This is a genomic window from Methylobacillus sp. MM3 (assembly GCF_001645185.1).
Taxonomy (GTDB): domain Bacteria; phylum Pseudomonadota; class Gammaproteobacteria; order Burkholderiales; family Methylophilaceae; genus MM2.
The window spans coordinates 144276-165743 of sequence record NZ_LXTQ01000040.1 but is presented as its reverse complement, the minus strand read 5'-3'; the positions used below and the strand labels follow the sequence as shown (position 1 = coordinate 165743).

Below are 21468 nucleotides of genomic sequence, written 5' to 3'. Positions count from 1 at the left end.
TACTCCTAGCTTTAAGAAACGAAGGAGCACCTGGCTATGCTTCCTTCGTTGTATTAAGGTAGGGAAGCATCGAATCATGCTTCCCTACGGCGGCATGACCCGCATCAGGTTCGAAGGGTGTTTCTCACTGCCTCGCGGCAGACCCCTAGCAATGCCGAGAAAGTACTCGAAAACGCCAATAATAGCAAGGAAACAACGATATAACCGCTAGCCCGGAAGGGCTAACGACAACCCATCAGCACGCTGGAAGCCGCGTGAACTCGAGCGCTAGAGCAACCCATTTCAGTTTCTTGCCGGACGGGTAAACCGACCGATTTCCTGCATCAGCTTCACCAAGTGCGACTGCTCTTCCTTGAACAACGTTTTTGCCTGCCGCGCGGTCAGCACTTCGTCATGCGGGCCCACGACTTTCTTGCCCACCACGCCCTGCGCATTCATCGGCAACGTAATCTTCACCACATTATCCTTGTAGCCGATATGCGACCAGTCGCTGAGCGTGATGTACTCGTGCTGCTCGGTCGACATTAGATCGATGCCGGTTGAATAATCCGACGCGGGGTTCTTCACGCCCAGCAACGGCATGATGGTCGGTGGCAAATCGAGATGGCTGGTGAGCTTGTCGTGCACCGCAGGCTTCATTCCCGGTATCCATACGATCAACGGCGTGCGGGTCTGTGGATCCGAGAACGTCGAGTTATGTCCCCAGTATCCTTGCTCCAGAAATTCCTCGCCGTGATCGCCGAGCGCCACCACGATGGTGTTTTCCAGCAGATTATGTGCTTCCAGGTAATCGAACACCCGCGCGAACTGACTATCCAGATGATGCACCGCGTTCAGGTAACGGTTCTTGATCAGGCCCATATCCTTGCGCAACTCGCTGCGATCCAGCGTCGCGTAATTGATATCGTCGCGGTACGGACGGCGGATCACGCTTTCCGGCGGGAAGTAATAGCGGGCATGCGGCGACTCGAAGAACATGAAGGTAAAGAATGGCTTGGCCGGATCGCGCTTGTCGATGAAATCCAGCATATCGCCGACGTTCTTGCGATCCCTCTGCCACCCTTCGCCGGTTTCGACCCAGTGCAAATCCTCTTTGGGCACGCTGCTGAATATGGTCTGATCGAATTCGGGATAGGAAAACTTGGCGCTGGTGTACAGCGACATCTGGTAACCCTGCTGGCGCAGCGCATCGATCAGCGGCGCGCTGCGATGACTTTCGTAAAACGCCGGCCAGTAGCTGCCCGGCACGCCGGTCATCATCGTGAATACGCCGACGCGCGTGCCGTTGCCACCGCTGTAATGCAGCCTGAAGGTTTGCGCCTGGCCGGCGAAGGCCGCCGTGTTCGGCATGATGTCGGGATTCAGCGTATCCGCGCGCCAGGATTCGGATACCAGCCAGACGATGTTATACGGCTTGGCAGGCTTGTCGAACGTAATGGGCTGGGCCGGATAGCGCAATTGACCGTGGATGCTGGCGACCTTTTCCTCCGGCGCCACCTTGAACCCGAGCCGCGTAAAAAAATGACGCGCGGTGAGGCTCACGTAATACGGCACGCCTTGTGTCAGCACCAGCATGTCGGTGTCCTGGCTCAATGCGTTGGTATAGGCGTAGGCCGCACGATCGCCCAGAGTCGACAGGAAGAACACGCCCGCCAACGGCCACGCCAGCCTGCGGATATTGAGCCGCATCGCCGCAGGATGTCTCGATATCCAGTTGAGCATGAATAAAAGCGCCGCATGGCCGACGAGAAATGCAGCGCCGACCACCACGAAGCCGAGGCTGGATGCCGCGCTGCCGCCGAGGGATTCAAGTCCGCCCGGCGTCACGACCAGATTGACGACGAAACCGTTGACGAACATGCCATACAGCGCGTGCAGCTGATTGTTGGCGTAAAAGAACAGCGTGGTGAGCGCACCGCTGGCGACGGCGGCGGTTTGCGCGGCAGCGCCGATAAATGTGGGAGCCCGCAAGGCTTTCCATATTCCGGGACGCCCAGCGAGCCAGGTCAGCAGCAGGGCCGGGAACAAATACATCGCGTTATAACTGGCGTAGGCATTCAGCAGGAAAAACACGGCTCCCGCTCCGATGGCTCGCGCCGAGGCGATATCGAGATTGGCGTAGTTGATCCAGCACAGGGCCAGATACGTAAACGCAAAATACCAGACGAGTGTCGTGCGTGCCGATGAAGCCTGTTGCGGGGAAGTCATCATGAGCGTTGCTTTGCCTTCTGCAGGCCTTCCTCGATATCAGCCCTGCGACCCGCATCGGCATCCTCGCGGCCGGGACGCGCCGGGGCGTTCAGCGCCTTGTTGAAATACTCGATGGCCTTGGCTGTCTCGCCCTGCTCCAGCAGAAAATCGGCATAGAAATAGTTGGGATCGATACCGTCCGGGTTTACTTGCAACGCCTTTTCCAGATACTCGCGCGCTTTTTTCTTGTCGCCGAAACCGAGCGGCCAGCGCGGCACCTTGTAGTACAGCGAACCCAGCGAGGTGTAGGCCGAGCCTTGCAATGCCTGCGGATTGAGCTTGAGCGAGGCGCGCAGCAGATCGCGCGCCTGTTCGGCATGCTTCAGCGCACCGATGCCGCCCTTGGCTTTGGCGTAGCCGCTTTGCACGATGGCCTCCCAGATCATCGCTTCCGCCTTGTCCGGTCTGGTGGCCGAAATCTGATGTGCGCGGTCGGCCAGCGTCTTGAATGCCGCCTCCTGCTCGTCCTTGGCGGTGTGGTAATTGGCCTTCGCCCAGTCGTGCTGCAATCGCACGATGGCGCCATCCAGCTCATTGCCGGCATGGGCGGCGGTGACGGCAAGCAGCGCCAGGGCCATGATTGCTATCAATTTCTTCATGGAATTACTCCTTCATTCAGGGTTTATTGAAACGCCGCGATCGGCAAACGCATGCGCGACGCGGGTTTTTTTCTTGAGGCCTGCATCCACCAGGCGCGGCAGGACGCCGTTGAGGCGGGCAAAGATCGATTCCGGCCCGCCGATGTAACATTCCTTGCGGCCTTGTTCGATGGCGCGGACGATGATTTGCGCAACGACTTCCGGATCATCCATGGCGATACGATTGGTCTCCATCATGCGCACGGCCGCCGCATCGTTGAGCGCGGTACGCGTCGCGCGCGGCGCGATGTAGGTGACTTCCACGCCGCTGTCTTCCAGCTCGCGGCGCAGTGCTTCCGAGAAACCGCGCACCGCGAACTTGCTGGCGCTGTAGACGGCGTGATGCGGAAAACCTATCGAACCGAAAGTCGAGCCGATATTCACGATGCGCCCGCTGCCTTGCGCGAGAAATTGCGGCAGCACCGCGTGTGCGAGCTGCATCGGCACGACGGCGTTGATGCTCATGACCTGCGCGATACGCGCCGGATCCTGTTGCTGGAACAGCGTGAAATCGATCATGCCGGCGTTGTTGATCAGCATGTCCAACCCGCCCAGCGACTGCATGGCGATTCTCACGGCACTGGCTGGCGCCTGGTTTTGCAGCAAGTCGATGACGATACTCACCGCATCGCCTCCGCTGCGCACGATTTCCTCGCGGATTTCCTCCTGCCGTTCGCCGTTGCGATCCACCAGCGCGAGACGCGCGCCCTTGGCGGCCAGCGCCAGCGCCAGCGGATAACCGATGCCGCCGGTTGCCCCGGTTAGCAGGATGCGTTTTCCCTTGAGGCTCATGCGGCGGCCTTTTCGGCGATGGCCGGGAAGAAGCGCGCTGCAAGTTCGCGGAAGATGTCGCCGTAAAGTTTGTAGAAGACGCGGGCCGCGTGTATCAGCACCTCGCGGTCGGCAGGATCGTCGATGCGATTGATCAGCCTGGCGTAGAAATCCGTGTGGCCGACATCCAGCGAGCCATGCGATGTGAGATAGGTGAAGGCTTCGCTGCCAAGCCCGAGGCTGTTCCTGATGGCCTCGCCGGCGCGCGTGGCCACCTCGACGCTGGTGCCTTCCAGCACCAGCACCATGCCGAAAAATGCGATGGGGTTCACCCGCGCAATCGCGTCGTAGGCGTAGGCCACCATGATCTCTGTCGCCATTCCGGGGCTGCCGTTGCGCACGGCTTCGGCATCCGCGCCACAGGCCTTGATGTCGTTGAGTATCCATTCCTGATGGCCGATTTCCTCTACGACGTATTCCGCCACCGCTTCGCGCAGCCATTCGTAACGCTCGGGCAGGCGCGCGCCGCAACTCATCAGCATCGGTACGGTGTGCTTGACGTGGTGATAGGCTTCGGCCAGGAATGCGATGTACATATCGCGGTTCACCTGCCCCGCCGCGCCGGCGCGGATCAACGGCAGATTCAGCAGCTCGTTGCGCTCGCGTTCGGTCGCGGCGAGCAGTTCGTCATAAAACATTGAGATTTTCCTCATACAAAAGATCGATCTGTTCCTGATACACCGAGTGGATGGCGTCGCGCCGAAGGCGCCCGTTGGGCGTCATCTGTCCGCTGGCGGGGGTAAATGGCGCCTGCGCCGGCAGCCAGTTGCGAATGCAGGCGTAATCCGGCAAGTGCGCGTTCGCATCCGCGATTGCTTGCTCGATACGTGCAGCGGCTTCCGGCATCGTGCCGCGCGGCACAATCACCGCGACATTCCACGGCCGGCCCTCTCCGAATACGGCGGCCTGTGCGATGTCCGGGGACAAGGTGAGTTCGCGCTCCACCCATTCCGGCGCGACGTTGCGGCCGAACGAGGTGATGAAAATATTTTTCTTGCGGCCGGTAATATGCAAAAAACCTTGCGCATCGAGAAACCCGAGGTCGCCGGTCGGCCAGTAGCCCTCCTGCATGTTGCACTCGGCATTGCCGGTATAGCCCAGCATGATGGCGCCGGCGACGAGGATTTCACCCTCCTGCGAAAACGCAAGACGCACGTGCGGCAAGGGCCGCCCGGCCGTGCCCAAGGCATTCGCGGAGGCGGTATTCAGCGATACGACGGATGCGCACTCCGAGAGGCCATAACCTTCGAACACGGGCATGCCCAATGCGTAGGCATGCTGGAGCAAGCGCTCCGCCACCGGCGCGCCGCCCACGGCGACGAAACGCAGACTTTGCGGCAACGGGTGCCCGGCGGCCGCGATCGCTACCAGTCCGCGCAGCATTTCGGGGGTCAGGATGGTGGTAGTCGCATCGCATGCAAGCAGCGACGCCGCCATTTTCTGCACGTCCAGCCCGCTGGCGCCGCGCAGGCCGATCTCGGCAAAGGGCAGCAGCACCGCGGTTGCACTGGCGAGCAGCGGAACATACAGTCCGGCGATGTTTTCCAGCAAAGTCGACAGCGGCATCAGACTGGCATGACGATCGGATGAACGCGCATCGGTCGCCTCCAGCAGCGAATGCGCGACCAGATCCATCGCTCGCATTCCCAGGCATACGCCCTTGGGACTGCCGGTGGTGCCCGAGGTATAGGTGATCTTGGCCGTGCCGGGCGGCAATGCGACTGCGGGCACGCCTTCCAGCCGGAACTCGGTGACGGCCTGGCCATGGATGCGGCATTCGTTGCGCTCGCGGACTGCAATATTTATCTGCGCGAAGAGTTTCTCGAACTGTTCCGGCTGATCGGTATGAATGCAGTCGATACCGGCATCCTTGATGGCATGGGCAAGCTGCCCGGCGGAGAAGAAGAAAGGCAGCGGTACGAGCGGAACCTTGGCTTGCATGGCCGCGAGGTCAATAGCCGCCCAGGCCGGGCCGTTGTCCAGCGCGAGGCCAACCACGCGCGGTGAGGAATCGCGCAAATGTCCTGCTGCATGCGCGACCGACGCCTGCAGATCGCCATAGGTGACTACACCTGTGACCCCGCGCAGCGCAATGGCTTGAGAATTTGCGGTTGCGACCGCATCGAGCACGGAACGCATCTTCAGGCCGCCGTGAAATCCGGACGGGAAGCGCGACACACGGCCATCACCTGCGGATTCTTGTCGTAATACGTGCCCCACTCCGGCCGCTCTTCCGGCACGATGCGTTGCAGGCTGGCATCGGCCAGCACTTCGAGCTGCATGTTCAAACGTGCGAGCGAATTGCGCAGCACCGGGATCGCGGTGAACACGGCCCATTGCGTGCCCGTACCGTGCAGATAATGGCTGACGCTTGCCAGCAGGTGCGGCGCAATACCCGGCGCGGCCACGGCCAGATTGCCGATTTCGACAATGTCGCTACGCTCCACGCCGCGTTGCGTGCGGTTGGCGATGACGTGCTCCACCGGCGCATCGAGATAGGTTTCCAGGAACAACGTCCCGTGATCGGCATTGCGCAGGCCACACACGGCCAGCAAGCTGCCCCCGGCGTCGCGCAGGCTCATCAGCTGCGGCATGAAATGCCTGATGCTGGCGCCGTAAGCGCGCTGGAAAACGAGGCGGATGAATTGCTCCAGCTCCGCCCGCTCCGGCGCGTCGGGCCCGCACAACCGGGTGGTGTAGTGCGGCGAGCCGTGGACGTGAATGTCCGCTTCCTGCCGGATAATGTCCGGCGCCGGTGCGGCATGAATGTCGGAAAGCGGTTTAACAATCAGGTTGGCGCAAAGCATGAGAGCTCCTGCAAATTAATCTGCAGTTAGTTCAGCAACCGCTGTGCCAATCAGGGAAAATTCTGCTTAAACGCCCTTGAGATGGCGTTATATCTATTACATTTCAATAAGATGGATTAATAACCAAGGCCAAGGCCAAGGGGGAGATAAATAGAATGTTCTATTACGATCACGCAAAAAATGCAGGCTAGGCGCAAAACGGTTCTGCATTATTTGCAGGGCTTGTGTATCAATCCTGCGGGCATTCCAGGGGCGGCGAGCTTTCCGAAATGGCGCCCGAGGCATCGATCCACAAAATCGCCTTTACCCGCGCATCGAGCTTGCAGCCGGGCACGTAACCGATAGCGCCCGAGGTCTCGGCTATGTAGCGCAGCATGGCCTCCGGCGAGGCGACCACATGCGGCGGAAAGACGCCCTGGAAGTACATCGCGTTCCAGTATTGCGTCTGCGCTTCCGGCGCGCTCTTGAGGATGCGTTGCGAGAACAGGCGCCGCGCGGGATGATCCGATGGCAGGTTGACAGCCTGAATGCGCATGCCGTCGTCCCAGGCCAGTTTTTTGCGTTTGAAGATCAGCGCGAGTTCCTGCACGTTGGGCTCGCGCCCGCTGAAATGGCGCGGCACGATGACGGCAAGCGGCTCATCGGCCGCCACTGCCGGAACCGGCAGCAGGCCGGCTGCTGCAAGAAGGATGAGTATCGCGAATCGCATCAAAAAAGAATCGCGTAAGAGGCGGCAAAACCGCGCGGCATGTCGGGATGCTCGTCGCGGCCGCCGACATACTCCAGCTTGAATATCTGATTGTTTTTCCAGCGCCAGGCCGTACCCACCAGCCAGCGGCCGGTCGTGCCCTCGTCCGGCAGGCGGAGGTTTTCCAGTCGGCCGATCGCAAACCACCGGTTCCCCAGCGGCGCCACCACCTGCGCATATCCGCCGCCGCTGCGGTCGTCGTCATTGCCGCGCGCAAAGCGGCGGTAGAGTTCTCCGCTGAATTCCCAGCCATTTAGCGCCTTGAAGAAGTCCAGCCCCAGCATGCGATAACGCGGCTGGCCGATGGCGTCCTCCTCGAATTCGGAAAGCGTCATGCCGACCTCTGCGATTCCGATATAAGCGAGCCGCACGCCGCGCGTTTTCTCGAAGAAGGGCTCATCCTTGTCCTTCGTCTGGTCGCGCAGCGCCTCACCGAACAGCGCATAGTCCAAGGCGCCTTCATTCAGCGGTAGCGTGCCGTAGAGCATCACGCCATTGATCGCCTCGGGAAACAGCTTCTCGGTCGCGGCCGGACGGTTCGTTGTCCACACCAGCGGTGCGGCATGCGTGACGTTCCAACGACCGATAGGCGTCAGCAAGCGCCCGCCGCGCACGGTGAGGGCGCCTGTCAGGCTGTAGTCGGCATACAGGCGCTCGATGTCGAAGTCCGCGTCATTGCTGCTGATCGATCCACCCTCTTCCCAAGTCAGCGGAGTTTCCACCTCCAATTCGGAAAAGAGGTGCAGCTTGCCGCCGCCATCCCAGTTCAGGATCAGGCTAAGCTCGTGGAGATCGGCCGCCGCCTTCCCGCCCGGATGTATTCGAAATCCACCGCTGGCGTAACCGCCGACGTGCAGATACTCTGCCGAAAGCGGCGCGCTGTCGTCTGCCGCCGCCGGGTTGCAGGCCAGAAAAGCGGCGACTACACTTGTGGCGACCAAAAATGAGGAGTTGCGCATGAATGCTCCGTTGAAAGCCTATTCATAGTAGGCTTAATAAATCCCCGGCCATTCTCCCACCGAAACCCATGTTGCGAAAAGCCTATTCCATCAGTCATATCCTGCTGGCTGCATTTCTGCTCGCCGGGTTGCTGCCTGCGGCAGCTATCACGTGGATGGCATTTTCAACCGCGCGCGACACGCTGGAAACCGAAATCGCACGGGATATGCAGGTGCGCGCATCAGCTACTGCCGCCGAGATCGACCGCATGATGTTCGAACGCTTGCAGAACGTGGCCTCCTGGAGTCGGCTGGAAATCATGCAGGAGCTCCGCGTGGGCGACGTAGACAAGCGTCTGTCGCGCTTTCTCAGCGAGTCGAAAGCCAGCTACGGCGGCGTTTACGTCGAATTGAACGCGGCAGACACGCACGATATTGTCGTCGCTTCCAGCGAACCTGGCCGCATCGGGCAGCATTTCGTTCCAGCCAATGGTGGACAGGGGATACTGCTGGCACAGGGGGATGTTCATGCCGCGCGGCTCGTCGCCGGCCGGTTGCCGCTTTCTTCCAGGATTCCCGACGCCATCGAAGGCGGCGATGCAGGCACGCTCTATGCCGTATTCGACTGGGAGCAAGTCAGGCAGATATTGGCTGCCACTTCCGCCAACGGCAGTGCAGCCGCCCTGCTGGACCGCCAGGGCAAATTGCTCGCTGCCACCGAAGGCTGGCATTCACGCGATCTCACGCAGGAAATCTCAGCCACCGCCGTCGCCAAAGGGTTCGAGGATTTTCCGGGTTTCGGCTGGAAAGTCATCGTTGCCCAATCCAAAGCCGTCGCCCTCGCGCCGGTACGCCAAATGGCGCATACCTTCAGCCTGCTGCTGCTCTTCATCGTCGCCATCGCCGCACTGGCCGCCATACCGGTTGCCGCCAGCATGGCCCGCCCCCTGGGGAAACTTACCTATTTCACGCGCAACTTCATCCGCGAGCAGCGCATGGCTCCGCCCCCGACCGGCGGGCCCGCCGAAGTACGCGAACTGGCTACCGCGTTCGGTCAGATGATCCGCGATCTCGACCGCCTGAAAGAAAACCTCACTCGCGCCGCCAAGCTTGCCGTGGTCGGCGAAATGGCCGCCGCAATGTCGCACGAGGTGCGTACGCCGCTCGGCATTCTGCGCTCGTCGGCGCAACTGCTGCTGCGCGAACCAGGACTGAGCGATGAAGGCCGCGAGGTATGCGGTTTCATCCTCAGCGAAACCGAGCGCATGAACAAACTCATCTCCACCTTGCTCGACTGCGCCCGGGCACGTCCGCCTGAGTTGCAGCCGGTCAATCTGGCCGAACTCACCCGGCAAGCCATAGCAATGCTCAAGCCGCAGGCCGCCAAGAAGAATATCGCGCTGGATTTCATGGATACCGGCACCGACGCAACCGCGCTGTGCGATCCGGAGCAGATGACACAGGTACTGCTCAATCTGCTGCTGAATGCCTTGCAGATTCTTCCCGAGGGCGGGCATATCGAGGCAACGGTCAAGCACCGGACCGATGCCGTCCTGCTCGAAATCGCCGACGACGGCCCCGGCATTGCACCGGAGTTGTATGATCGCGTCTTCGACCCGTTTTACACGCAACGCAGCGGCGGCATCGGTCTCGGTCTCACGGTGGTTCGCCAAATCGTTGCCGCACATCGCGGCGAAATCGTTGCCGGGAAAAGCCATCTCGGCGGTGCCTTGTTCCGCCTGCGCCTGCCGACTGAAAGCCAAATGAAATGAACGAGAAAAAACGCATCCTCGCCGTCGATGACGAGCCCAACATGCGGCGCCTGCTGCAAATCATGCTGAACCAGGCCGGCTACCAGCCCTTGCTGGCGGCGGACGGCCGGGAAGCAATGGAGTTGCTGGGCCGCGAAGGCGCTGATCTCGTCGTCAGCGATTTGCACATGCCCGGCATGGACGGCCTCGGCCTGCTGACTGCGATGCGTGAAGCGGGCATGAGCATTCCCGCCATCATCGTCACGGCGCAGGCCGAAGTGGAAACCGCCGTTGCGGCGATGAAGCTGGGCGCGGCGGATTACATCGTGCGGCCGTTCGACTTGGAAACGCTGGAAATCGCCATCGTCCGCGCGCTTTCCGTGACCCGCCTCAAGATTGAAAACCGCTTCCTGCGCGACGAAGCCGAGCGCGGCGTGAACAACATGGTCGGCAACACACCGGCCATGCACAAAGTCTACGACGCCATCCGCCAGGTTGCACCGGAAAAGGCGACAGTGCTCATCGTCGGCGAAACCGGCACCGGCAAGGAACTGGCGGCGCACGCCATCCATCGCTTGTCTCCGCGCAGCGAATCCCTGTTCGTCGCGGTCAACTGCGCCGCGATTCCCGCCGAAATGATGGAGTCCGAACTCTTCGGCCACGAGCGCGGCGCCTTCACCGGCGCAGTCAAGGAACGCATCGGCAAGTTCGAGCTGGCGGACGGTGGCACGCTGTTTCTGGATGAAATCACGGAAATGCCGCTTGCCTTGCAAGCCAAACTGCTGCGAGCCCTGCAGGAAGGCGTGATCGAGCGCCTGGGCGGGCATCGCCCGATCAGCGTCGATATCCGCATTGTCGCCGCCACCAACCGCGACCCACAGCAGGCAGTGCGCGACGGCCTGCTGCGCGAAGACCTGTATTACCGGCTCAATGTATTCCGCCTCGACCTGCCGCCGCTGCGCGCACGCATCGACGATATTCCTCTCCTGGTACAACACTTCACCCTGCGTCGCGGCATGGAAATCACGTCCGCGGCACTGGCGCGGCTGGCGGCCTACCACTGGCCGGGCAACGTGCGCGAGCTGGAAAACGTGCTGGAGCGCGCGGCCATCGTCTGCGGCGGCGACACCATCGATGCCGCGCACCTGCCGGCCGATATTGCGCCTGCGACGGCGCCGTCGGCGACCGCCGCCTCGCTCGCCCCGGAAACGCTCTCGATTCCGCTCGCCTCCGAAGCGCTCGAAAAACAACTGATCGCCGAAGCGCTGCGCCAGACCGGCGGCAACAAGAGCAAAGCAGCTCGCCTGCTGGATATCAGCGAGCGCTCACTCTGGTACAAGTTGACCCGCTACAATCTCGGAAACCCTTGATCGGCGTCCGCGCGTGCGCATCGTTGATAACGCGGTACTCGCCACTCAAACAGTTACAGATTTGATGTCGCCGCTTACCGCATTGCTTGGGCTATAATCCGCTAACTTGACTTGAGCGAACCATGATGAATACCGATCTCGAACAGTCCCGCTTCAACATGATCGAACAACAGATCCGTACCTGGGAGGTATTGGACCCGGTTGTGCTGGCATTGCTGAAAGACGTGCCGCGCGAGGATTTCGTGCCGCCGCAATATCTGGGGCTGGCCTTCGCCGATCTGGAGATTCCCATCGGCTATGGGCAGAGCATGCTGTCGCCCAAGATGGAAGCGCGCATCGTGCAGTCGCTCGGCCTCAAGAAAACCGACAAGGTGCTGGAAATCGGCACCGGCAGCGGCTACATGACGGCGCTGCTGGCGAAGCTTGCGCAGCAGGTCGTCAGCGTCGAATGCGTTCCCGAACTCACCGCCACCGCACGCAAGAATCTGGAACGCCACGACATTGCCAACGTCACGCTGGCAACCGGCAACGGCGCTCTTGGCTGGAGCGCAAACGCCCCGTACGACGTCATCGTGCTCACCGGCTCGGTTCCCGTGTTGCCGTCAGGCTTGCAGCAGCAATTGACGATCGGCGGCCGGCTGTTCGCGGTCATCGGCGAAGCGCCCGTCATGGAAGCCACGCTGATTCGCCGCGTTGCGGAACAGGTATTCCGCTCCGATGTACTCTTTGAAACCTGTGTGCCGGAATTGACCGGTGCGCCGCAGCCGGAACGCTTCAGCTTCTGATATTCGAGCGGAGCACACCGCTTGCGCGCATGCATCGACAAGCTCATCGCGAGCGGACGTCGTGTTGTACCGCCAAGCATGTCGGGCCGGTCGATTGACCAGGCTGTCGGCCCGCAGTAAGGTAGGGGCGGCTAACTTCGTTGGCCTTTCTGTCCAGGCGTATTAGATACTCTAATGAACAAGACATTACTTGCTTTGATTATCGCGACCTTGCCCCTGGCCTCCCACGCGGAAATGCCGGTGCAGGATTTGCTCTCGACCTATCAGCAAGCCCAGGCTAACGATCCGACATGGGCGGCAGCACAGAACGCGAATATCGCAGCGCAGGAAAAACTGGTGCAAGGCAAGGCGCTGCTGCTGCCCACAGCCAAGCTGGGCGCCAGCGCCGGGCATACCCAGTCCAATCTCGACCGCACCGGCGGCATCACCAATATCGGGCGTAGCGGCCACGACGATTTCGAAACCTACGGCTACAACCTCAACATCAACCAGCCGCTATACCGCAGACAAAACAGCATCCAGTACGCACAATCCAAGACCCAGGTCGCGCAGGCTGACGAGCAGCTCAACACCTCGCACCAGGACCTGATGCTGCGCGTGTCGCAAGCCTATTTCGACGTCCTGCTGGCGCAAGACAAGATCGATCTCATCCAGGCGCAGAAGGCCGCGATCAGCCGTCAGCTCGAACAGGCCAAGGCCAATTTCGAGGTCGGCAGCGCGACCATCACCGATGTGCATGAAGCGCAGGCGCGTTACGACCTGACGGTCGCGCAGGAAATCGCCGCGGTAAATGAGCTGGAAGCGAAAAAACATGCCATCCAGGCCGTCACCGGCCAGATGCCGCAACGCCTCGCCACAGCGAAGAGCGACTTGCAGGCGGCAATCCCCGAGCCTTATGAAATGGAAAAATGGGTCGAGGTCGCATCGGAGAACAATCTGGCGCTCAAGATCCAGCTCCAGTCGCTGCAACTCGCCAATCAGGAAGTGGAGCGCACGCGGGCGGGCCATCTACCGACGCTGGACGTCGTCGGCACCTACTCCGATAACCGCGCCAACGGCGGCGTGAGCAGCGATCTCGTCGGCTACAACAAGGCCGTCAAAACCGCCGTCGTGGGCTTGCAGTTTGAAATCCCCCTGTATCAGGGCGGCGCTATCAGTTCCAAGGTGCGCGAGGCCATCGCCAACCAGCAGAAATCGCAGGACGACGTTGAAGCCGCGCGCCGCCAGGCCGAACTGCAAACGCGTCAGGCCTATCTGAATGTGACCAGTTCGGTCGCGCAGGTCACCGCCTACGAACAGGCGCTGGTGTCCAGCCAGAGCCAGCTGGATTCGACTTCCCTCGGCTATGAAGTCGGCGTGCGTACCAGCGTGGACGTGCTCAACGCGCAGCAGCAGCTCTACAGTGCCAAGCGCGATCTGTTGCAGGCACGCTACTCCTGGCTGCTCTCCGTGCTGCAGCTCAAGGCCGCCGCCGGCGTGCTGACCGAGGATGACCTCGCCGCCACCAACAAACTGCTCGAAGGTTCATGAACGCCTCTTCGCTTTGTATTCGCGGCTCAAGCCAGCTCGCGGTCGTCGACGTGCAAGAAAAACTGTGCGGAGTAATGGATCCGCAGGCCTTGCAAGATCTGGTGAAGAACTGCAGCATCCTGCTGCAAGCCGCGCAATTGCTGGAAATTCCCGTCGTACATACCGAGCAATATCCCAAAGGCCTGGGCCCAACGCTCTCTGCGCTCGGCACATGGCTGAAACCCGAGGCGGCCGTCGTAAAAACCTGTTTCTCCTGCTGCGATGAAAGCGCTTTCCGCGCGCAGCTGCACCGCGACCGCCCGCAGATCATCCTCGCCGGCATGGAAGCGCATATCTGCATCCTGCAAACCGCGCTGCAACTGCAGGAATCCGGACATCAGGTATTCGTCGTCGAAGATGCCGTGCTGTCGCGTCGCGACGCCAACAAGCAGAATGCGCTGACGCGCCTGCGCCAGGCCGGAGTCATCGTCACCAACACCGAATCCGTGGTGTTCGAGTGGCTCAAGGTCGCCGAGGGCGACGCTTTCAAACAGATCAGCAAGCTCGTCCGCTAAAACGCATGCGCTGGCAGACGTTGGCTTTCATCGCGCTGGTCGGATTCGGCGCGTACCAGTTCAGCCACACCAGTCCGGTTGAAATCTCCCGCACCGGCATACTCATCGCGGATGAACCGCACCAGATACCGATCCATTCGCCGCCTCGCCTGACACTGGAAAACTACCGCGTCGAACCGCTGGCGAAATACATCATCGAGGCGCGCGTACTCGGCACCGAACGCTATCGCCTCGGCCGTGAAGCCGATATTTCGCCGGTGGATTTCGCGCTGGGCTGGGGCGCGATGTCGGATACGGCCGTGCTGAAAAAAATCGACATCCGCCAGAGCGGACGTTTTTATTTCTGGCGCGTCGATGAGTTTCCGATTCCACGCGAGGAAATCGAAAGTCACAGCGCCAATACGCACATGATTCCCGCCGATTCTGCCGTAGCGCGGCGACTGAACGAAGTTCGACCGGGGCAGATCGTCCGCTTGCGCGGCTATCTGGTTGCGATCAGCGCGGACGACGGCTGGCAATGGCGCAGCTCATTGAGTCGCACAGATACAGGAAACGGCGCGTGTGAATTGTTATGGGTGGAATCGGTGGAGATCGGGACGGTCAGTTAACACCCGCCCGAAGACAGGCTTTCGCCGGAATGACGGTCAGATTACGACCTGCGCTATCATGGCCATGACCCGTTGCGACGCGCCGCTATGGCTGCCGCTGAACGCAAGCGCCTGCCGGGACATGCGTTCGCGCAATTCACCGTCAGCGAACAACTCGCGCAATTTCGCTCCCAGCGCCGCCGGATCATCAACCCGCAACGCCGCCCCTGCTTCCAGCGCGCTCGCCGCCACCGCTTCGAAATTCCAGGTGTGCGGCCCGATCAGCACCGGCTTGCCCATGGCGCAGGCCTCGATCAGGTTCTGCCCGCCCAGCGGCAACAGGCTGCCGCCAATAAATGCCACGTCGCACGCGGCGTAATAGGCGAACATCTCGCCCATGCTGTCGCCCAGCACTATCTGAATATCCAGCCCGACAGCCTGCTCTCCCTCCGCGAGAGCAGGCTGGGGTGAAGAGAAGGTCTCTACCAGTGAGGAACGTCGCACATAAGCAATCCCGCGCTTATCCAGCAAGCTCGCTACCTCATTGAATCGCTGCGGATGCCGCGGCACGATCACCGTGAGCAGGCCGGGCACATTCGCCGCAGCCACCGCATCCAGCACCAGCGGCTCTTCACCGTCGCGCGTGCTCGCCGCGAGAAATACCGGCCGTTTCTCCCCGAACAGTAGCCGCAATGCCGCACCCTTCCCCCGAGCCTCCAGCGGCGGTGTCACGTCGAACTTGAGATTGCCGGTCACGACGACATTCTGTGCGCCCAACTCGCGCAGGCGCTGCACATCGGCTTCGGTCTGTGCCGCAATTCGGGTCAATTTACGCAGGCCGTCCGTGACCAGCTCGCCCAGCCGCGCATAACCGCGCGCCGACCTTGCCGAAAGCCGCGCATTCACCAGCATCAAGGGCATGCCGCGCTGCTCGCAGGCCGCAATCAGGTTGAACCACAACTCGGTTTCCATCAGCAGCCCGGCCTTGGGCTGAAAATGATCCAGAAAACGCGCCATCGCGCCGGGCAGGTCGTAAGGCAGATAGCAGCGCAGCACATTGTCGCCAAAAAGCTGCTCCCCCGCCGCGCGCCCGGTCGGCGTGGTGTGCGTCATAAGAATTCGGTGCTGTGGATAACACTCCCGCAGCAAGGCCACCAGCGGCGCCGTCGCGCGCGTCTCGCCGACCGAGACGGCATGCAGCCAGATGACGGGCTGCGTGGGCCGCGGGACGCGATAAAAACCGAAACGCTCGGGCACATGGCGCAAGTATTCCGGCTGGCGAAAAGCGCGCCACACCAGCTTCAGCAGGGCGAGCGGGAGCAGCAGACAAAGTAGCAGGGTATAAGTCCAACGCGGCATGACGGCGATTTTCGCACGGAAAGGCTGAGTTTTAACTTAACCGCGCCAAAAGCCTCTGCGCAGAGCCGGAAAATTTCCCGATTCGACAGCATTCACGGGCACTGTTTTGGTGCTTTTTCGGCTGGATTCAGGTTTGGCAAGGCCTTACGCCCGCCTCTTCCCAGTGCCAATCGAGGAGACTGAAAGTCAACCAAAAAATTTTGTTGAGGCTTCTTGACGGACACTAGCAAAGGGGGGAAACTTCAATCCGAAACACAATATGTAGTGTTAGAAGTTGCTTATGGAAAAATCCTGGGAACCCGGGGCCGGCGCATAACAACGCCTTCGGCGGTTCCTTCGGTCATTTTCCTCTGCAACTTTTCAAAGGTTATAGGCACAAAAATAATCAGGAGGTATTCCAACCATGCTCAAGGTAGTGAAAACGGCTCAGGAAGCCGAACGCGAGGTTCCCATGCAACCGGTATCGCTGGACATCTGGGACAAGAAATATCGTCTCAAGACCAAACAGGGCGAAATCCTGGATGAAACCATGGACGACACCTACCGCCGTGTGGCGCGCGCGCTGTCCGATGCCGAGTCTACCGAAGAGAAGAAAGCGTTGTGGTTCGACAAGTTCCTGTGGGCGCTGCGCCGCGGCGCAATTCCCGCCGGCCGCATCACCTCCAATGCCGGTGCGCAGGAGCACAAGCCTGCCACCAGCACCATCAACTGCACCGTGTCCGGCATCATCGAGGACTCGATGGACGGCATCCTGGAAAAAGTCCATGAAGCCGGCCTGACGCTGAAGGCCGGTTGCGGCATCGGTTACGAATTCTCCACGCTGCGTCCCAAGGGCGCATTCGTCGCAGGCGCGGGCGCCTATACCTCCGGCCCGCTGTCCTTCATGGATATCTACGACAAGATGTGCTTCACCGTCTCCTCCGCTGGCGGGCGCCGCGGTGCGCAGATGGCAACGTTCGACATCTCGCACCCCGACGTGGCCGACTTCATCAAGGCCAAGCGCGAAGCGGGCCGTTTGCGCCAGTTCAATCTTTCCACACTGATCACTGCCGAATTCATGGAAGCGGTGAAGGCCGACGCCGAATGGAAGCTGGCTTTCCCCGTCACCGAGAAGGAAGCCAAGGCCGACGGCCTCAAACTGGACGATGTCACGCAAGTGGTTTGGCGCGAATGGCCGGTGAAGAACAAGTACCTGACCCGCAAAAGCGATGGCAAGGTCGCCTGCCGCGTGTACAAGACGATCAAGGCGCAGCGCCTGTGGGACGTGATCATGTCTTCTACCTATGACTTCGCCGAGCCGGGCTTCATCCTGATCGACAAGGTCAACGAGATGAACAACAACTGGTTCTGCGAAAACATCCGCGCCACCAACCCCTGTGGCGAACAGCCGCTGCCGCCATACGGCGCCTGCCTGCTGGGCTCGGTCAACCTGACCAAGTTTGTGCGCGATCCTTTTACCGACAACGCGCACTTCGACTGGGACGAGTACCGCGAAGTGGTCGCCACCTTCACCCGCATGCTGGACAACGTGGTCGAAGTGAACGGCCTGCCGCTGCCGCAGCAGCAAGCCGAAATCATCCGCAAGCGCCGCCACGGCATGGGCTATCTCGGCCTCGGCTCCACGCTGACCATGCTGAAGATGCCTTACGGCTCCGAGGATTCGCTGAAATTCACCGAAGAAGTCACCCGCACCATGGCGGAAGTGGGCTGGGAAGTAGGCGTCACGCTGGCCGAAGAAAAAGGCCCGGCACCCATCATGGATGAAGACTTCGAAGTCACCGCCGATATGCTGGCAAAGCGCCCGGAAATGGCCAAGGACGGCATCAAGCTCGGCCAGAAGATCAAGGGCCGCGTGCTGCTGGGCAAGTACAGCCGCTACATGCAGCAGTTCCCGGAATCGCTGCGTAATCAGATCGTCGACAAGGGTGTGCGCTTCACGCATCACAGCTCCATCGCTCCGACCGGCACGATTTCCCTGTCGCTGGGCAACAATGCATCCAACGGCATCGAGCCTTCCTTCGCCCACCACTACAGCCGCAACGTGATCCGCGAAGGCAAGAAGTCCAAGGAAAAGGTCGACGTCTGGTCGTATGAACTGCTGGCCTACCGCGAACTGGTAAACCCGCATGCGATGCCGTTCTCCGACAAGGCTGACGAAAAGCTGCCGGAATATTTCGTCGATTCCTCGTCCATCCCCGCCAAGGCGCACGTCGATATCCAGGCCGCCGCGCAGAAGTGGATCGACAGTTCGATCTCCAAGACCATCAACGTACCGACCGACTATCCGTACGAGGACTTCAAGGACATCTACTTCTATGCCTACGAGAAAGGCCTCAAGGGCTGCACCACCTTCCGCTTCAATCCGGAAGCGTTCCAGGGCGTACTGGTGACCGAGAAGGATCTCGAAAATACCACCTACAAGTTCACGCTGGAAGACGGCACAGTGGTTGAAGCCAAGGGCAACGAGGAAATCGAGTACGACGGCGAAATCCACACCGCCGCCAACCTGTACGATGCATTGAAAGAAGGCTACTACGGCAAGTTCTGATCAGCCGATAGGCGCAAAAAAGCCGGGAAGTGATTCCCGGCTTTTTTATTGCTCCAGCTTCATTATCGCGCTGCATGAGGCTGTCATAGCCTGAGCGGATGCTGGATACTAGATGATCAGCGGCTCAGTTTGCCGTATCTGTATGCCTTCCAGTGTCACATCCATGCCGCCCACCTGGATACCGAGCATTTCCAGCAGCGGATCGAGAAATACTTCGCCTATCTGTACTAATACTGGCGCAACCACGGTCGAAACCACGGTATTGATCAGCACGGCATTCAGGATACCGCCCAGCCCCAGAGGATCAACCTCAATTACTCCGGATTGACCCAGCGCATTTGCAAGGCTGTCGCCCACCGGGCTGGATACCGTCCTGGTTTGCGGCAGATTATCTGCAATGGGATGATCCACATTGAACACCAACGCCTGAGCAGCCGCTGGCTGCATGGGTAAATCCAGCGTCAAATCCGCCACATGCAATCCGCCCAGCGTGGTAATCGCGGCCGGTCCGGTGCCTGCGGTATTTTGCAGGCTCAGGCTCGCGATACCTGGGGTGGCATTGATCGTGACGTCCGTCTGTCCGCCGGAGTTCACCACAGAACCCAGCCCGGCGGTGCCCTGCGCTACTTCGGCGTTCAGCGACAAGTCGATTTCCGCCAGGCCGAGGATCGAAACATTGACATCCACCGCAGCCTCCACCTGTGCCGTGCGTAGCGTCGTACATATCGCCCCGCCGCTTCCGGCCGGGCCTATGGCCAATTGCGGCGGCTCGATAACGTTGATCTGCCCGGTAATGCTGGTAATGCCCGGCACGCTGATGCTGAGCGGCACCGACAGCGCGTGACTGCCGTTGGCGATCAACGCGGAGGTGGTAATCAGCGAAAGCGCATTGACGCCCACCTTGCCTGCCGCCTCTTCGTCGGGAGTCGTCACATTGAGCACGTCGCCCAGGGTAATGCTGGTATTGTCGACCGTTGCGGTAGCAAGTTGCTGCATACCCAATTTGGCATCCGCGCTTGCAGTGCCGGAATTGTTCACGGCATCGGCCATCAGGCTGGCGAGCTCGCTCAGCGTCATTGAAGTCGACAGCAGGCTCTCCAGCCCGCCCACCTGCCCGCTGGCCTCCAGCAGTTCGTTCAGGGTAATGTTGGTCGCGGCGATGCCTTGATATGACACCAGATCGAGATCGACCGAGCTGCCGAGGATATCGCTGAAAATGCCGTCCAGCAGCACCGAGTCCTTGGTGTCGATACTGGCCGCGAAACTGCCCGCGCTGAATGCGGCGATGACCGGGTCGGCGCGGGAAACGGCCTGGGCATGCAACACCACCGTGCCGTCGAAGAGACCGCCGGCGACGAGGCTGGACGGCACTTCGCGGGTGGCGTAGACGCGCACGGCTTCGCTGCCGCCGGTGCTGAACTGCCGGATACCGCCGACCGTGGTGACGTTCACGATATCGACAATATTCGGGCTGTTCGCCAGATTGCCGGTGTAGCCGTTGGCGACGGCGGCACTCTGCGCCGCCTGCACGACATTGGCGAGCACGACCCCGCAGCCGAGTTGCCGCGCCGCCTGGATCGAGGCGATATCCGCAACGGTTTGCAAATGCCGCTTCTGCATCCATAGCCGCCCGCTGTCCACCACCAGCGCGGCAAACAGCACTGCCAGCATCAAGGTGACGACGCCCAGCAGGCCGATGGCGCCGCGCTGGCGCTGACGGCTATTTGCTGGAGATGCTTTCGTCATGCTTGTAATACAAGGGCTGCGGATGTTCGAAACCTTTCAGGTAGCGTTTGTGCACCCGCTCCATCGCCGGGCCGGACAAGGGCTGCGGCTGCATGGATGCGGCATCGCCCGAGCGTTGCAATTCCAGCCAGATACGCGTCGCCGGCTCGGCTTGCGGCGGCTCGTTTTTGGCCGCTTCCTCAGCGTGCGCCGTCGTGGCGATCAGCAGCAACGACACCGCCAGCCAGCCTGTTTTCCATTTCATCGTTCGCTCCCGTTTCATTGCGATTGTTCGTTTCATCCTGCGCTGCATCGCTATCCGGCACAGGGCCTATCATCCCGGTGGCCGGGCTATCCGCTTGCGGCGTCGCCGACAATTGCCTGGCCGCCATCTGCCGGATATCCGCCAGTTCCTCGGCGGAAATACCGACTTTTTCCGCGAAGGCCGCGGCCTTGTCGTCCTCGCCGGTGCGCGACAGCAGCAGCAGGAGGTTGTGCGCCGCCCGGCGCTGGTTGGGCGCCAGCTCGATGGCGGTCAGGAATTCGTGCAACGCGGCTTGATGGTCGCCCGTCAGCATCAGTGCGTAGCCGTAATCGTTACGCACCGAAGCATCCACCGGCAGCGCGGCACCGGCGGCTTTGAGATGGCCGGCCGCATCGCGCCACTTGCCCGCATTGCTGGCGCTGAGGCCCAGGCCCTGATACGCGTAGCCGCTCACGCAACTCTTCAGCAATTTGCGATAAATGCGGTCGGCTTCTTCCTCGCGGCCGGTCTGACGCAAGCCGTCCGCGCGCAGCAATTCGGCCTGCGGCACATCGAGGCGCGCCGCATCGAGATAGGCAATCGCCGCGTGCGGCTTGCCGGCAGTCAACATCTGGCGGATGAGTCCGAGTCGCGTCGAGGATGCGGGCGGCAATTCCTTGCAACTGTTCTTTTCGTTGCCCCACAAGTTCTTGCCATCCGCGGCATCGGCAGCCGGCGTCGCTGCCCAGGATTGGCCGAGACTGCAAGCCAGCGTGATTGCAAGGCATAAATAACGTTTCATC

The 21468-nt window shown here is 60.9% G+C and carries 19 protein-coding genes and 1 riboswitch; of the genes, 7 read left to right on the top strand and 12 right to left on the bottom strand.

What is annotated here, in order from left to right:
* Positions 1–64: 64 nt before the first annotated feature.
* Positions 65–157: riboswitch (TPP riboswitch) on the bottom strand.
* A gap of 125 nt (positions 158–282) precedes the next feature.
* From A7976_RS11165 to A7976_RS11130, 8 genes are all read right to left on the bottom strand, one after another.
* A complete protein-coding gene (locus A7976_RS11165) occupies positions 283–2211 on the bottom strand; it encodes a sulfatase-like hydrolase/transferase (protein WP_088178425.1) in 1929 nt (642 codons plus the stop codon).
* Positions 2208–2849, bottom strand: coding sequence for a tetratricopeptide repeat protein (locus tag A7976_RS11160; RefSeq protein WP_067111612.1), 642 nt, complete (start codon positions 2847–2849; stop codon positions 2208–2210). The genes A7976_RS11165 and A7976_RS11160 overlap by 4 nt, the downstream gene beginning before the upstream one ends.
* 12 nt (positions 2850–2861) lie before the next feature.
* Positions 2862–3680: an SDR family oxidoreductase gene (locus A7976_RS11155; RefSeq protein WP_067111609.1), complete on the bottom strand. Its 819-nt coding sequence runs from the start codon at positions 3678–3680 to the stop codon at positions 2862–2864.
* Entirely contained in the window at positions 3677–4357 is a 681-nt protein-coding gene (locus A7976_RS11150; protein WP_067111605.1) for a TenA family transcriptional regulator, read from the bottom strand. Before A7976_RS11150 ends, A7976_RS11155 begins: the two co-directional genes overlap by 4 nt.
* Positions 4347–5858, bottom strand: a complete 1512-nt coding sequence (locus tag A7976_RS11145; protein WP_067111602.1) for an AMP-binding protein — start codon at positions 5856–5858, stop codon at positions 4347–4349. Before A7976_RS11145 ends, A7976_RS11150 begins: the two co-directional genes overlap by 11 nt.
* A gap of 2 nt (positions 5859–5860) precedes the next feature.
* A complete protein-coding gene (locus tag A7976_RS11140; protein ID WP_067111599.1) occupies positions 5861–6526 on the bottom strand; it encodes a thermostable hemolysin in 666 nt (221 codons plus the stop codon).
* A 229-nt stretch (positions 6527–6755) separates the two neighbouring features.
* Entirely contained in the window at positions 6756–7235 is a 480-nt protein-coding gene (locus A7976_RS11135; RefSeq protein WP_067111596.1) for a hypothetical protein, read from the bottom strand.
* On the bottom strand, positions 7235–8233 hold the full coding sequence (locus A7976_RS11130) for a hypothetical protein (protein WP_067111593.1): 999 nt from the start codon (positions 8231–8233) through the stop codon (positions 7235–7237). Before A7976_RS11130 ends, A7976_RS11135 begins: the two co-directional genes overlap by 1 nt.
* 68 nt (positions 8234–8301) lie before the next feature.
* Between A7976_RS11130 and A7976_RS11125 the strand changes: the two genes are divergently transcribed.
* The 6 genes from A7976_RS11125 to A7976_RS11100 all read left to right on the top strand — a co-directional run bounded on the left by A7976_RS11125 (position 8302) and on the right by A7976_RS11100 (position 14810).
* Positions 8302–9984, top strand: coding sequence for a PAS domain-containing sensor histidine kinase (locus tag A7976_RS11125; RefSeq protein ID WP_067111590.1), 1683 nt, complete (start codon positions 8302–8304; stop codon positions 9982–9984).
* Positions 9981–11333 carry a sigma-54 dependent transcriptional regulator gene (locus A7976_RS11120; RefSeq protein ID WP_067111587.1) on the top strand — a complete coding sequence of 451 codons (1353 nt, stop codon included), beginning with the start codon at positions 9981–9983 and terminating at the stop codon, positions 11331–11333. Before A7976_RS11125 ends, A7976_RS11120 begins: the two co-directional genes overlap by 4 nt.
* Positions 11334–11455: 122 nt before the next feature.
* A complete protein-coding gene (locus A7976_RS11115) occupies positions 11456–12118 on the top strand; it encodes a protein-L-isoaspartate O-methyltransferase (protein ID WP_067111584.1) in 663 nt (220 codons plus the stop codon).
* A gap of 174 nt (positions 12119–12292) precedes the next feature.
* The gene (locus A7976_RS11110; RefSeq protein WP_067111581.1) at positions 12293–13648 is read left to right on the top strand and encodes a TolC family outer membrane protein; all 1356 of its coding nucleotides are present in this window, start codon (positions 12293–12295) and stop codon (positions 13646–13648) included.
* A complete protein-coding gene (locus A7976_RS11105) occupies positions 13645–14202 on the top strand; it encodes a hydrolase (RefSeq protein ID WP_067111578.1) in 558 nt (185 codons plus the stop codon). The genes A7976_RS11110 and A7976_RS11105 overlap by 4 nt, the downstream gene beginning before the upstream one ends.
* 5 nt (positions 14203–14207) lie before the next feature.
* Positions 14208–14810, top strand: a complete 603-nt coding sequence (locus A7976_RS11100) for a hypothetical protein (protein ID WP_067111575.1) — start codon at positions 14208–14210, stop codon at positions 14808–14810.
* 36 nt (positions 14811–14846) lie between these two features.
* Here the strand turns inward: A7976_RS11100 and waaA are convergent, their stop codons facing one another.
* Positions 14847–16148, bottom strand: a complete 1302-nt coding sequence (waaA, locus tag A7976_RS11095) for a lipid IV(A) 3-deoxy-D-manno-octulosonic acid transferase (protein WP_067111572.1) — start codon at positions 16146–16148, stop codon at positions 14847–14849.
* 403 nt (positions 16149–16551) lie between these two features.
* Between waaA and A7976_RS11090 the strand changes: the two genes are divergently transcribed.
* A complete protein-coding gene (locus A7976_RS11090) occupies positions 16552–18696 on the top strand; it encodes an adenosylcobalamin-dependent ribonucleoside-diphosphate reductase (RefSeq protein ID WP_067111569.1) in 2145 nt (714 codons plus the stop codon).
* A 108-nt stretch (positions 18697–18804) separates the two neighbouring features.
* Here A7976_RS11090 and A7976_RS11085 read toward each other — a convergent pair whose 3' ends face one another.
* Genes A7976_RS11085 through A7976_RS11075 form a run of 3 tightly spaced genes read right to left on the bottom strand, consistent with a single transcriptional unit; the run spans position 18805 to position 21467 of the window.
* Positions 18805–20442, bottom strand: a complete 1638-nt coding sequence (locus A7976_RS11085) for a TadG family pilus assembly protein (protein ID WP_067111566.1) — start codon at positions 20440–20442, stop codon at positions 18805–18807.
* Complete coding sequence (locus A7976_RS11080; protein ID WP_067111563.1) at positions 20417–20686, bottom strand: DUF3613 domain-containing protein; 270 nt, start codon at positions 20684–20686, stop codon at positions 20417–20419. The genes A7976_RS11085 and A7976_RS11080 overlap by 26 nt, the downstream gene beginning before the upstream one ends.
* Positions 20622–21467, bottom strand: coding sequence for a tetratricopeptide repeat protein (locus A7976_RS11075; protein ID WP_067111560.1), 846 nt, complete (start codon positions 21465–21467; stop codon positions 20622–20624). The genes A7976_RS11080 and A7976_RS11075 overlap by 65 nt, the downstream gene beginning before the upstream one ends.
* Position 21468: the final 1 nt, after the last annotated feature.

Excerpts from the sequence above, each read along its gene's own strand:
- A7976_RS11165 (WP_088178425.1), bottom strand. The coding sequence starts at position 2,211 with ATGATGACTTCCCCGCAACAGGCTTCATCGGCACGCACGACACTCGTC.
- A7976_RS11160 (WP_067111612.1), bottom strand. The coding sequence starts at position 2,849 with ATGAAGAAATTGATAGCAATCATGGCCCTGGCGCTGCTTGCCGTCACC.
- A7976_RS11155 (WP_067111609.1), bottom strand. The coding sequence starts at position 3,680 with ATGAGCCTCAAGGGAAAACGCATCCTGCTAACCGGGGCAACCGGCGGC.
- A7976_RS11150 (WP_067111605.1), bottom strand. The coding sequence starts at position 4,357 with ATGTTTTATGACGAACTGCTCGCCGCGACCGAACGCGAGCGCAACGAG.
- A7976_RS11145 (WP_067111602.1), bottom strand. The coding sequence starts at position 5,858 with ATGCGTTCCGTGCTCGATGCGGTCGCAACCGCAAATTCTCAAGCCATT.
- A7976_RS11140 (WP_067111599.1), bottom strand. The coding sequence starts at position 6,526 with ATGCTTTGCGCCAACCTGATTGTTAAACCGCTTTCCGACATTCATGCC.
- A7976_RS11135 (WP_067111596.1), bottom strand. The coding sequence starts at position 7,235 with ATGCGATTCGCGATACTCATCCTTCTTGCAGCAGCCGGCCTGCTGCCG.
- A7976_RS11130 (WP_067111593.1), bottom strand. The coding sequence starts at position 8,233 with ATGCGCAACTCCTCATTTTTGGTCGCCACAAGTGTAGTCGCCGCTTTT.
- A7976_RS11125 (WP_067111590.1), top strand. The coding sequence starts at position 8,302 with ATGTTGCGAAAAGCCTATTCCATCAGTCATATCCTGCTGGCTGCATTT.
- A7976_RS11120 (WP_067111587.1), top strand. The coding sequence starts at position 9,981 with ATGAACGAGAAAAAACGCATCCTCGCCGTCGATGACGAGCCCAACATG.
- A7976_RS11115 (WP_067111584.1), top strand. The coding sequence starts at position 11,456 with ATGATGAATACCGATCTCGAACAGTCCCGCTTCAACATGATCGAACAA.
- A7976_RS11110 (WP_067111581.1), top strand. The coding sequence starts at position 12,293 with ATGAACAAGACATTACTTGCTTTGATTATCGCGACCTTGCCCCTGGCC.
- A7976_RS11105 (WP_067111578.1), top strand. The coding sequence starts at position 13,645 with ATGAACGCCTCTTCGCTTTGTATTCGCGGCTCAAGCCAGCTCGCGGTC.
- A7976_RS11100 (WP_067111575.1), top strand. The coding sequence starts at position 14,208 with ATGCGCTGGCAGACGTTGGCTTTCATCGCGCTGGTCGGATTCGGCGCG.
- waaA (WP_067111572.1), bottom strand. The coding sequence starts at position 16,148 with ATGCCGCGTTGGACTTATACCCTGCTACTTTGTCTGCTGCTCCCGCTC.
- A7976_RS11090 (WP_067111569.1), top strand. The coding sequence starts at position 16,552 with ATGCTCAAGGTAGTGAAAACGGCTCAGGAAGCCGAACGCGAGGTTCCC.
- A7976_RS11085 (WP_067111566.1), bottom strand. The coding sequence starts at position 20,442 with ATGACGAAAGCATCTCCAGCAAATAGCCGTCAGCGCCAGCGCGGCGCC.
- A7976_RS11080 (WP_067111563.1), bottom strand. The coding sequence starts at position 20,686 with ATGAAATGGAAAACAGGCTGGCTGGCGGTGTCGTTGCTGCTGATCGCC.
- A7976_RS11075 (WP_067111560.1), bottom strand. The coding sequence starts at position 21,467 with ATGAAACGTTATTTATGCCTTGCAATCACGCTGGCTTGCAGTCTCGGC.